11 protein-coding genes are annotated in these 11,854 nt (G+C 56.8%); 7 read left to right on the top strand and 4 right to left on the bottom strand.

Features of this window, described 5'->3' with window-relative positions:
• The first annotated feature begins 154 nt into the window (after positions 1-154).
• A complete protein-coding gene (locus tag P8935_RS19915) occupies positions 155-1,210 on the top strand; it encodes an aminopeptidase (protein WP_348265357.1) in 1,056 nt (351 codons plus the stop codon).
• A 2-nt stretch (positions 1,211-1,212) separates the two neighbouring features.
• On the opposite strand, the gene P8935_RS19910 is transcribed toward P8935_RS19915, so the two are convergent.
• Positions 1,213-2,181: an AraC family transcriptional regulator gene (locus P8935_RS19910; RefSeq protein ID WP_348262058.1), complete on the bottom strand. Its 969-nt coding sequence runs from the start codon at positions 2,179-2,181 to the stop codon at positions 1,213-1,215.
• Positions 2,182-2,314: 133 nt separating this feature from the next.
• On the opposite strand from P8935_RS19910, the gene P8935_RS19905 reads away from it, so the two are divergent.
• The 3 genes from P8935_RS19905 (at position 2,315) to P8935_RS19895 (ending at position 6,030) form a co-directional block, all read left to right on the top strand.
• Positions 2,315-3,202, top strand: a complete 888-nt coding sequence (locus tag P8935_RS19905) for an SDR family oxidoreductase (protein ID WP_348262057.1) — start codon at positions 2,315-2,317, stop codon at positions 3,200-3,202.
• A 232-nt stretch (positions 3,203-3,434) separates the two neighbouring features.
• Positions 3,435-5,006 (top strand): hypothetical protein, encoded by a 1,572-nt coding sequence (locus P8935_RS19900; protein WP_348262056.1) that lies wholly within the window; start codon positions 3,435-3,437, stop codon positions 5,004-5,006.
• 142 nt (positions 5,007-5,148) lie between these two features.
• On the top strand, positions 5,149-6,030 hold the full coding sequence (locus tag P8935_RS19895) for a TraB/GumN family protein (protein ID WP_348262055.1): 882 nt from the start codon (positions 5,149-5,151) through the stop codon (positions 6,028-6,030).
• A 96-nt stretch (positions 6,031-6,126) separates the two neighbouring features.
• Here the strand turns inward: P8935_RS19895 and P8935_RS19890 are convergent, their stop codons facing one another.
• Complete coding sequence (locus tag P8935_RS19890) at positions 6,127-6,786, bottom strand: alpha/beta fold hydrolase (RefSeq protein ID WP_348262054.1); 660 nt, start codon at positions 6,784-6,786, stop codon at positions 6,127-6,129.
• A 205-nt stretch (positions 6,787-6,991) separates the two neighbouring features.
• Here P8935_RS19890 and P8935_RS19885 point away from each other — a divergent pair, with 205 nt between their 5' ends.
• Together P8935_RS19885 and P8935_RS19880 are read left to right on the top strand one after the other, a co-directional pair.
• The gene (locus P8935_RS19885) at positions 6,992-8,902 is read left to right on the top strand and encodes an AI-2E family transporter (protein ID WP_348262053.1); all 1,911 of its coding nucleotides are present in this window, start codon (positions 6,992-6,994) and stop codon (positions 8,900-8,902) included.
• A gap of 105 nt (positions 8,903-9,007) precedes the next feature.
• Positions 9,008-9,562 (top strand): DinB family protein, encoded by a 555-nt coding sequence (locus P8935_RS19880; protein WP_348262052.1) that lies wholly within the window; start codon positions 9,008-9,010, stop codon positions 9,560-9,562.
• Positions 9,563-9,585: 23 nt separating this feature from the next.
• Here P8935_RS19880 and P8935_RS19875 read toward each other — a convergent pair whose 3' ends face one another.
• Complete coding sequence (locus P8935_RS19875; RefSeq protein WP_348262051.1) at positions 9,586-9,936, bottom strand: hypothetical protein; 351 nt, start codon at positions 9,934-9,936, stop codon at positions 9,586-9,588.
• 60 nt (positions 9,937-9,996) lie between these two features.
• Complete coding sequence (locus P8935_RS19870; protein WP_348262050.1) at positions 9,997-10,161, bottom strand: hypothetical protein; 165 nt, start codon at positions 10,159-10,161, stop codon at positions 9,997-9,999.
• Between the two features lie 655 nt (positions 10,162-10,816).
• Between P8935_RS19870 and P8935_RS19865 the strand changes: the two genes are divergently transcribed.
• Positions 10,817-11,800, top strand: coding sequence for an aldo/keto reductase (locus tag P8935_RS19865; RefSeq protein WP_348262049.1), 984 nt, complete (start codon positions 10,817-10,819; stop codon positions 11,798-11,800).
• The last annotated feature ends 54 nt before the right edge of the window (positions 11,801-11,854 follow it).

Raw genomic sequence — 11,854 nt, 5'->3', positions numbered from 1 at the left:
AGCGGTTGCATCAGCCGTTACGGGCAACTGGGATTCGACTAAAAACAACAAGCTCATCCTGCGTTCCCATCGCGTCACTTTTCCGATAACCTATACACACGCGGCCACTGCGCCTACGCGCCCGCGCCCATTCCTATCCCGACGGAGCACGATCATCGCAAGCCTCACCACCACCGCCGCGCATCTACTTTCGCAAACTTACCCTGCAGAATTCGTTCCGGGCGCCCGCTCCGCCGTCTTCACCTGCCTCCGCATTCAGCCTGACGAGAAGGTCACTCTTATCGCCGATCGCGTAACGCAGCCAATCGCGGCTTCAATCGCGGCCCAACTCGCAGAACGCGGATGTCCCTTCAACGCTTTCATCCTCGAAGATCTTGCGCAGCGCCCGCTCGCGGACATGCCGGCCGCCGTTCTCGAAGACATGGAGACGTCACAAGTTTCGATCTTTGCTGTTCAGGTTCAGCCCAATGAACTGCATTCACGAATGCAGATGACCGACGTTGTGAACCGCCGGCGAATGCGCCATGCACACATGGTCAACATCACGCCGCAAATCATGTGCGACGGCATGCGTGCGGACTACGACAAGGTCGATCGTCTCTCGCAGCAGGTTCTCGATCGTGTGCGTCGCGCCCGCCGCATTCGCGCCACTACTCCTGCAGGCACCAGCATCGTCGCGGACATGAATCCGGAGTACAAATGGTTCAAGACTTCCGGCATCATCTCACAGGAAAAATGGGGCAATCTACCCGGTGGCGAATGCTTCACCTCTCCCGGTGAGGTCAACGGCACGTTCGTTGTAGATGGCGTTGTGGGCGACTGGCTGTGCGCACGCTACGGCTTGCTTGAGGCCGCGCCGCTGACCATCCAGATCGCGAACAACCGCATCGTCTCCTGCACCAGTTCGAACAAGAAACTCGAGCAGGATTTCTGGGCGTACACTCACACCGATGAGAATTCCGACCGCGTGGGTGAATTTGCGATCGGGACCAACATTGGCGTATCGCGCGTCATTGGCAATATTCTGCAGGACGAAAAGTTTCCCGGAATTCACATCGCCTTCGGCAATCCATACGGCGAACACACAGGAGCACCTTGGCGCTCCGGCACTCACATCGATGTGGTTGGACTGGGCTGCAACATCTGGCTCGAGTTTGGCGATGGAGAAGAGCAGATCATGCGCGATGGCACATTCCTGATCTCTGCCTAAGTTCAACTTGCGATTGCTTCGGTCCGCTCGGGGCCTGATTGTGCTTTGCCATCAGTTGCAGGCGCCTTTGGTCTCCGGCTGTATTGTCGTGGCGAGCAGCCCATGATTCTTTTGAACGCTTTGCCGAAGGCGCTTTCGGATTCGTAGCCAAGCGACAGCGCGATCGCTGAGATTGAATCATCAGACGTGTTCAGCCTATCGCCGGCCAGCAGCATCCGCCAGCGCGTCAGATACTCCATCGGTGTCGCTCCGGCCTTCTCTTTGAATCGCAACGCAAATATCGAGCGCGACATCCCGACACGTTCTGCGAGTTCCTGTATGGTCCAGCGATGCGCTGGATCCTCGTGGATGCAAGTGATTGCCTGGCTCAATTGGGGATCAACGAGGGCAAAGAGCCAACCAACGCTGCCTCTCGCTTCGTCGGCCAGGTGCAGACGAAGTGCCTGGACGATCATCATGTAAGCGAGCTGCTGGGCTACAAGCGATCCACCCGGCTGCGGATCGCGGAGCTCCTCTTTCATCCTTTCGAGCGACCAGCGCATCGCTGCTTTATCTGATTCCTTCTGAATATGCACGATGGGCGGAAGAGATCCGAGAAAAATATCGGCGTGGCTTCCTGTCAGGAGGAAGTGCCCTCCGACGATGTAGCTCTCCCTGTCTGGATTGGAGGCGACCACTTCGCCGTTCCGCAATTGTTCGAGAATTGTGTGGAAGTCGATAGGCGTAAGCGACAGATCCGTGGCGAGTGTAAAAGGCAATCCCCGCGGCAAAAGGAAACAGTCTCCCGCGGAGAGGTGCACTGGACCGGGAACTCCATCCATTGAAAGCCAGCACTCTCCGGAGACCACGGCGTAGCATTTGATGCCTTGATGCTTCGGAAATCTGACGGCGAGATTGCCGTTCACACGGAAGCCTCCCGACATGTAACTGCGCGGTTTCAGCAGCGACAATACATCTGAGAGCGGGTCCATGTGAGCCTTACGGCAGCCTCCGGACGATTGAGCCAATAATTCGGACTATCAGCGTAGATCGTATTGCCTCGATCTCCATCTTGATAATAGCCGGACTGCAGACGCGGTCATGGCGACCTAAAGGAGAAATCGAATGCGCGTTTTTGTAACCGGTGCTACAGGGTTTATCGGTTCTGCTCTTGTTCCCGAACTTATCCATGCTGGGCACAAGGTGCTCGGCATGGCTCGCAGCGATGCGGGCGCCAAGTCTCTTCTCGCGGCTGGCGCTGAGGTACATCGTGGCGATCTTGAGGATCTGGACAGCTTACGCAGTGGAGCGTCTGCGGCGGATGGAGTGATTCACCTGGCATTCATCCACGACTTTTCGAAGTTCGCGGAAATCTGCGAGATCGACAGGCGTGCCATAGGTGTGATGGGCTCCGCGCTTGCCGGATCGAACCGGCCGTTGATTATCACTTCCGGAACCGCGATCGCTGCCCCTGGACGTACTGCCACGGAACAAGACCGGCCAAGCTCTCAAATTCCCCGCGTAGCTTCGGAGGAGGCAACCGATGCGCTCAGTTCGCAGGGGGTTCGAGCTTCAGTGGTTCGTCTTCCGCAGGTTCACGATTGCGTCAAGCAGGGTCTGGTCAGCTATCTCATTGCAATAGCGCGCGAAAAAGGCGTATCCGCCTACGTCGGCGAGGGACTCAACCGCTGGCCTGCCGCGCATGTGCTGCAGGCCGCACCTGTTTATCGGCTGGCACTGGAAAAGGGAACTGCTGGAGCTCGTTATCACGCGGTGACAGAGGAGGGTGTGAAACTGCGGGATATCGCAGAGGCAATTGCCCGTGGCCTGAAGGTGCCGGTTGTCTCGATGTCTCCGGAGGAGGCAGCCGCGCATTTTGGCTGGCTCGGAATGTTTGTGGGGGGCGACCTACCCGCTTCAAGCGCGCAGACACAGAAGCAGCTTGGATGGCACCCGACATCACAGCCCAGCCTCATCGAAGATCTCAACAACATGAACTATCAGGAGGCATGACATCCCGCGAACCAGCGGCGCTATAGTGCCGCAGGATATGAAGAATTACTTTCAGGACTTGTGTCGCATTTGAGCCCGACCAGAAACGATCGCCCTCCCGAAGTCACTATATAGACGAACCCGCCGCGCTCTATAAGCCGCAGGAATTCGGTGTAAAAGCACATCAAGAGTTGTGCTCCCGAAAGGCTTCCACGCAGCGGTTTCGTACGTGAGACGCAGAAGGAGGAACGCAATGGCTGGAACATGGAATCCCCTCGGACATCAGCCTCCGGTTTCTGTTGACACGATGTTGCTGCTGACCGATGGCAGTGTGATGTGTCATGAGTATGAAGATGCGGGTGGGTCAATCACCCCCAACTGGTATCGACTGGTGCCGGACGCCTACATGAATTATGCGAACGGCACCTGGCACAAGCTGACGCCGATGCCCTCAAACGCGCCTTTGGCGCAAAACGGACCGGTGGATGCACCGCTGTATTTCGCTTCCGCAGTGCTTCGTGATGGCCGCGTATTTGTAGCCGGCGGCGAGTATAACGTGAGCGGCGCGGCGGGCGTTGATGTTCTGGCATGCTCAATCTACGACCCGGTGGCCGATTCCTGGTCGAGTGTTCCCGTGCCAACGGGTTGGACCAACATCGGCGACGCTCCGACCTGCGTGCTGCCTGATGGCAAGGTTTTGATGGGAAACATTAACACCGTGGAGACCGCAATCTTCGATCCCATTTCGCGAACCTGGACTCCCGGCGCGCATAAGCACGATACAAGTTCGGAAGAAAGCTGGACGCTCCTGCCCGATGGCACGATCATCGTGGCAGAAGTCAACAATCACCCCCACGCTGAGAAGTATCTGATTGCGAATAACCAGTGGATTCACGCGGGTTCCACACCTCCCGGCCACGACCTGGTATTGAACGAACCGGGTGTTTCCATCGAGGTTGGTCCGGCAGTGCTGATGCCTGATGGCCGCGTGTTTTGCGCAGGAGCTACGGGACATACCGCGGTGTATCTGCCTCCGATCAATCCCACGCAACCGGGCACTTGGATTCCCGGCCCTGATTTCCCCGTCTCCGGAGGCAAGTTGATGCGCGCCTTCGATGCGCCTGCATGCCTTCTGCCCAATGGCTCGGTGCTTTGCGCTGTCGGTCCGTACAAAGCAGGATGGTCAGGACCGCCCACACATTTCTTCGAATTTGATGGTGCGCATCTGCATCCTCAGGCGGATCCTGCAAGCGCCGCCGGCCAACCTACTTACAATGCTCGCCTGCTGTTGCTGCCTAGCGGCGACGTACTGTATTCAAACTGTACCGGCACCATCGAGATATACACGCCTTCAGGCGGACCGCACCCTGCATGGCGTCCCCGCATCACCGAGGTGCCGCGACACCTGCATCCGGGTGGAACGTTCCGTCTGCACGGCATGCAATTAAATGGTCTATCGCAGGCAAACGCCTATGGCGACGACGCGCAGATGGCAACCAACTACCCGCTCGTCAGACTGTTGGGTCCCGCTGGCGTGGGTGTCGCGTTCTGCCGCACCTTCAATCACTCGACAATGGCAGTTGCCACCGGCCATGCAGTCCATCACACCCATTTTGTTGTGCCCGCGCATCTCCCCCATGGACACTATGAATTGGCGGTAATCGCCAACGGAATCTCCTCAGAGTCCGTTGATGTGCACGTTGGCGAGGAAGAGCATCACCATAAAGATCATGATGAAAAAAAACCCAATCACGATCATGCATCAGATGGAGATGGAGCAAGCCTGACACTGAGACTGAAACTTCCAATATCGATCGAGCACTAATCGACTTGGATATCAGCTCGTGCCCAGTGCGCCGCTCACACCAGACAGCGGCGCGCTGGGATCAATGCTTAGAAAATCTCTGTTCCGACGCTGTGCTGAGAATCGCTCCCTTCCGGATATACTCACAGGATCAGGAGCTCCCATGCCTCGCGCCACGAGACTCGTCTCACTTGTCTTACTTCTCGCATCGATCATCGCGCCTGCACTGTCCGCACACGCCGAACCCGCCATCTGGGTTGTCAAAGGTCCCCACGCTACGGTCTATCTTTTCGGAACGGTTCACGCGCTTCAAAAAGGTCAGTCGTGGCACTCCGCCAAAATCGACGCTGCCATCAAGGAAAGCGGCACGCTCTATCTTGAGATCCCCAACGTCGACGACGCCGCTGCGATGCAGCCGCTGATCATGCAGCTTGGCCTGGATCAGGCCCATCCTCTATCCACCAAACTCACTCCCGACCAACTCGCTAAGCTTACCAAGGTCGCAGCTTCGGCGGGCCTTCCTGGTGGCGAATCGATGCTTGAGCCATTCAAACCATGGCTGGCTGCTTTAACGCTTAGTCTCATGCCTTTAATGAAGGCTGGTTACGATCCCAGTAGCGGCGTCGAACTGGAATTAAAACCTCAGTTCGTGAGCGCAAATAAACCCGTCAAAGGTTTCGAGACAGCCGAGCAACAGCTTCACTACTTCGACGACATGAGTGACAAAGCACAGGTCGACTATCTTGTCTCCGAACTCGACGACTTTGACACCGGTGTCGAAAAGTTCAACAAGCTTATAGCTGCCTGGTATGCAGGCGATGTCGATGCTCTCGACCAGTTCAACAACGCCGAGTTTCGTGACAAGCACCCAGACCTCTTTCAGACTCTCGTCGTGAAGCGCAACGAAGCGTTCACCACGCAGATTGAGACTCTGCTGAAAGGCGATGGCATAACTTTCGTAGCGATCGGCGCGGGTCACCTTGTGGGCAAAGAGGGCGTGCCGGCGATGCTGGAGAAACAAGGCTTCAAAGTTACGCGGGAATAATCCGCAACGCGACTGAGCGTAGCACTGCGCGCCGAGAGGTTGTCCTGAGCGTAGTCGAAGGGTCTTGTGTTTGAGACATAGGGCATCGAGCGCGGCCTAGCCGTTTGCAAACTTTAAAAACGCCTCGACCACCAGCGTCGGCAAATCCGCACGATTTCGCGGGGTCATCAATTCGTGGCCCGCACCGGCAACCATCAACAACTCTGTCTTTGCGGGTATTAATTTCAGTGCAGCTTCCATCTCCATCTTCGACCCGAATCCATCGCGCTCGCCGCTTACAAACAATGCTGGGGTTAGCAGAGAAGGGAAGTGCGCCGTTCGCATCTGGTCCGGACGCTTGGGCGGATGCAGCGGATAAGAAAGCATCAATAGCCGCTCCACGAGTTCCGATTCACGCGCAGCCAGCATCGATGCCTGTCTGCCACCATACGAGTGTCCACCGAGGAAGATCTTTCCGGTAGTTTGACGTCGAATTGCTTCCACTGCTGCACGCAAGCCTTCCTGATCCTTCTCCGCAGTTCGCAGTGGCGGCCCATGCGGCCGTGCCTGACGAAAAGGCAGGTCGCAGCGCAACACGGTGACGCCAGCTGCACAGAATGCGTCTGCCAGCGCCATCAGCAGCGGAGACTGGCAGTTGGCTCCGGCGCCATGCGTCAGTACCAGGCAATCTATACCAGCGCCAGCGGCTCGGTGGAGGAAGCCTCGTACAGGCGCATCTATCCTCGAATCATCCCTGAAATCCTCGCAGTTCTCCATCCGCCAACGCCTTTCGCGAAGCCAATAGCTACCTGACTAAAAACAAAAGTCTAAACTGCCAGCTGCACTTCTGCCCGCACGGATTATCCGATGTTTTCTTTCTCATTCTCTTTCTTAGCTCGTGAGTTCGATTCAGCCATCCCCAGTCCGCTTCTTTTCGCATCTCACTTCATAGGAACTTTGCGCTTAACCGTCGGAGAGACAATTGAATCCCTCAGCCACCGCACGTATGCTGTCGCAACTCTGGTTCATCACCATCGCGGTGCTCGCTATCGCTGTCCTCTACCTGGCCAAAGTCCTCCTTCTCCCCTTGGGATTTGCGGTTCTCTTTGCCTTTCTTCTCGCGCCCGTGGTGGCGATGCTCGAGCGCCTGCGCTTTCCGCGCCCCATCGCCGCCCTGTGCGTCATCCTTGCCTTTGCCGGCTTGCTCAGCGTTTGTACGTGGACTATCTTCACCCAGCTTGTCGCCATCGCTAACGACCTGCCTACCTACGGCGGCAACATTGCGCAGAAGATGAAAACGCTGCATAGCCCCAGCAACTCGGCCTACAGCCGCGCTCAGCGAGAGATCGAGCAAATCAGCAACGAACTCGGCATCGCCAACTCCACCGGAGCCATCCCTCCCCCCAGCGAATCCGAAGCCAAGCCCCTTGGAGCAAGCCCTGATCATCCCGTACAGGTCCGTGAAGTAGGTCGCCCCACCGGACGCCTCGATCAGCTCGGCGGCGTCATTGAACCTCTTACCACCGCGCTACTTTCCGTCGTCTTCACTTTCTTCGTTCTCCTGCAGCGGGAAGACCTGCGCAATCGCCTCATCCATCTCTCCGGAGATCGCAACCTCTCGCGCATGACCCAGGCCATGAGCGACGCCAGCCGCCGCATCTCCCGCTATTTCCTCCTCCAAGTCGCCGTAAACGTGGCCTACGGAGCGCTTGTATGCATAGCGCTCTACTTCATCGGGCTGCCGCACTGGTTCCTCTTCGGAGCTCTCGCTTTCCTCTGCCGCTTTGTGCCCTATGTCGGAGCCCCCATCGCGGCACTCACGCCGACTGTGCTCTCGCTCGCTGTCTTCTCAGGGTGGCGCCACTCCGCTGAAATCTTCGGCGTCTTCGTACTGCTTGAAATTGTCACCGCCAACTACGTCGAGCCCCACGTCTATGGCAAGCACACCGGCCTCTCCACCCTTGCGGTGCTCATCGCGGCCGCTTTCTGGACGCTGATCTGGGGCCCCGTCGGCCTCATCCTCTCCGTTCCTCTGACCGTCTGCCTCGTGGTCATGGGCAGCCATGTCCCGTCGCTTGAATTCCTCACAGTTCTGCTTGGTGATCAGCCGGTTATTCCGCCTTACACCGCGTTCTTCCAGCGCATGCTCGCCCACGACGAACGCGAAGCTTCCGACATCTTGCAGAACTGCCTCAAATCCGAATCGCTCGCGGCTGTCTATGATTCCATCCTCATCCCTGCTCTCACCCTGGTTGAGATGGAGCGCCAAAAAGGAGAGCTCGAAGAATCCACTGTCCGCTTCATCCGCACCAGCACCTCTGAGATGGTGGACGAACTGGGCTTTCGCGCCGCGGAAGAGAAGGCCGAACTGGCGCCCGCTGGGCCTAATGGCGAAAACGCCGGCACAGACTCCCAATCCCTGATTGCAAGCCCCATGGCCGCCCCCAGTGTCGTTGTTATTCCTGTGCGCGACGGATCCGACGACCTCATCTCCACCATGCTTTCGCAGGTGCTCGACCAGGCAGGTTTCCGTGCCACCTGCATCCCCATCCAGCGCATCGACGAGACCGTTGCGGCCGTCGCCGAGCAGAAGCCCGATCTCGTTTTTCTTTCCGGAATGCCGCCCGTGGCCATGGCGCGCGCCAACCGCATCTTCCGCAGCCTGCGCCGCGCAAATCCCGCGCTCAAAATCGTCATGGGCATCTGGCACTACAACGAAGATCCCGCCAAGGCCGCGCAGATGATCAGCCGCACAGAAGAGCTGCACATCTCAACGTCATTGTCAGACGCAATCTCTGAAGCCCAGGCCCACGTGGAACCGCATCCCGCCGTAGCCGAACCGCTGGACGAGTCGCCGCAGCTAGTTGGAACCCCAAGCGACAGCGCAGCATAAGCAGCTCAAACACCACCGTAAAACCGGACAAGCCAGTCACTCACCAACCTACCCACGACGTGTCATCCTGAGCGGAGCAGTACGATAGATCAAGGATCTTGAACCATGTCCACGCGTCAATCCCAGTCCATGGACTCGAATTCCAAGCCTGAAGTCAAACAATCTGCAGACCGCCTCTTCGCTGTCAACGAGCGCATCAACCAGCTCCTCATCAAACATCTCGACCCCGCTGCATGGACAGCCAAGCCACCCGGCAACGTCCGCACCATCGCGGCGATCTTTACCCACATGCACAATGTCCGCGCGAAGTGGATCAGGCTTACGGCTCCGCATCTGAAAGTCCCCGCGCAACTCAATCGCTCGCATTGCACGCCGCAGCAGGCCCGCAAGGCATTGGCCGCGAGCGCTGTGCTCTGTGAACAAATGCTGGAGGACGTCGAGACCGGGCGCATCCACAAAGGAAAACGCATTGAGCAATTCGTTCGCGACGGCTGGGCGAGGCCCTGGCCCGTCGGCCCCGGAGACGTGACTGCGATGCTGAGCTACATGCTCGTCCACGAGGCCCACCATCGCGGACAGGTCGCGATGATCGCTCATAAACTCGGCTTCCCGCTGTCAAAGGAAGTCACATCCAAAATGTGGAGTTGGGAAAAACTGTGAGAGACAGTTTCAGTTGATAGTCTTCAACGTTCCCCGTCCATCGGCTGCGTGCGGTTCGTTCCCTGATAAACGCTCATCAGGTCCCGCTCGGCATCTTTAAGGTCCGCGATGCTAGGCTCTATTTGTTGATGTGTGAAGGCATCCTGGACACGTTCTAGTTTTGCGCAATAGATACTGGTAACGATAACCATCTTCTTGCCTCTTTCTACCGCTCTATTTTTAAAATGTCCGCCACCCGCGGGTTCTAATGCGTCTGCAGTATTGGAACACTCACCGAGCCCAGAAGATGCACAACCGCGCAGATATTTCTCGGCAAGTGTGCCGCGAGGCTCGAGCTGTTTGTGCGATGAAGAGGCGCGGAAGCACACAGCCAAGGATCTGACATCCAATGATTGGGGACGCGAACTGATTAATGGACTGCGAGTGCGAGCTTATTAGTCGTTCTGATCAATCGGCTCTACGCGGTTTTTCCCTTCGTAGATGCTGACCCACTGACGGTCGGAATCTTTAAGGTCAGACACCTCGAGCTGTCGGTCTACACGCGCCTTGTCGATCAATCTTCTTGTTTCCGCAAAGTAGATAGTTGTAATGATGTGCATATTGCATTCGTCCTTGCATATTCGATAACTTGACAGACCAGAAAAGATGCAAGAAAAAAGGTAATGTTTCTTTTTTTAAGCTGTCTTGCGTTCCAGTTTCGCGATCCGGTCAGCCAGTATCCGCTTTAGATCCGCCGTGCGGGGTGTCTCGCCCGGTTCAGCCTCTAGGCTTCTCAACGTTTCCTGCAGTACCTCTAGCTGATTTCGATGGGGATGATTCTCCGCTGGCTTGCGATAATCAAAGATCGACATTCTTACGCCGCCTCAGATTGAAATGGGCGTTCACTGCTACGGTCGGACTGGACAAATGCCCGGTTCTGCAAGGCACCCTCGGCCTCACGAATGCGGAGCAGGAGATGTTTTCGGATGACAGCAACCGCTTCGGCATCCCCGAAATCCGGGCTGTGATCAAAGTGCTTCAGCTGCTCGTGCAGTGATTGAAGTAAATCGGCTTTGGGCGGCCTGTTCATTGTGATGAAAGAAGTCTTACATGGTTGTAATTGCCGGGAAGTGATACATGTCACTGATTCATGACCCTGATTTTCATGTCCCTTCATTGTGCAACCATCGAGGTTTTATCGATGATTGTTGATGTAAACTCCAACTGCTCACTTGTTTGCACCTATTGCCAACTGGCATCATCCAACGGAATGCTATGACTACAACAACCTCTGCAACAGAAAATCTTCGCACTCTCGGCGACTCTGACCTGCACCTCACTCCCATCGGCTTCGGCGCTTGGGCCATCGGCGGCGGAAACTGGGAATTTGCCTGGGGACCGCAGGACGACAATGAGTCCATCGCCGCCATCCACCGCGCTCTCGACCTCGGCATCAACTGGATCGACACGGCAGCAATCTACGGGCTTGGACACTCTGAAGAAGTGGTGGCCCGCGCGCTTAAAACCAGCAGTCACAAGCCTCTGGTGTTTACCAAGTGCTCGATGCGCTGGAACGACGACCGGACCATCTATCGCTCGCTTAAAGCCAAGTCCCTTGAAGAGGAGCTCCACGCTTCTCTGCGTCGTCTTGGCCGCGACACGATCGACTTGTACCAGATTCACTGGCCCAACCCGGAGACCGAAATCGAAGAGGGCTGGGCGGCCTTGGCAAAGTTCAAAGAGCAGGGAAAAGTGCGCTCTATCGGCGTATCGAATTTCAACGTGGAACAGATGAAAAGGGCGCAGAGCATCGCCCCGATTACGAGCCTGCAACCGCCTTATTCCATGCTGCGGCGTGCCGTTGAAGAGGAGATCCTGCCCTTCGCCAAAGCCAATCACATTGGAGTTATCAATTATTCCCCCATGGTTTCCGGCCTGCTGACGGGGAAGATGACTGCGGATCGCGTTGCAGCCCTTCCGCAAGACGATTGGCGGCGGCGCGCGGTTGAGTTCAATGAACCCCGCCTCAGCCGCAACATGCGCCTGGTTGAGGTGCTTAGAGAAGTCGGAAGGCCTCACCATGTAGAGCCCGGCGTTGTCGCAGTGGCTTGGACTCTCCATCATCCCGGTATCACCGGCGCTATCGTTGGTGGTCGAAACGCGCAGCAGGTCGAAGGTCTCGCTCCGGCTCTTCAATTTCGCCTGAGTGAAGAAGATTACGCACGAATTAACTCATTCCTCGCCGATAACCCCGTCTAAGTCGGCCCGGTGTCCAAATGGAGTGACGGTAATTTCAGCCCAAAAAGCAAAAGC

This window comes from Telmatobacter sp. DSM 110680 (genome assembly GCF_039994875.1).
Taxonomy (GTDB): Bacteria; Acidobacteriota; Terriglobia; order Terriglobales; family Acidobacteriaceae; genus Telmatobacter.
The sequence above is the reverse complement of the archived record's forward strand: the minus strand, read 5'-3'. Positions and strand labels throughout refer to the sequence as shown.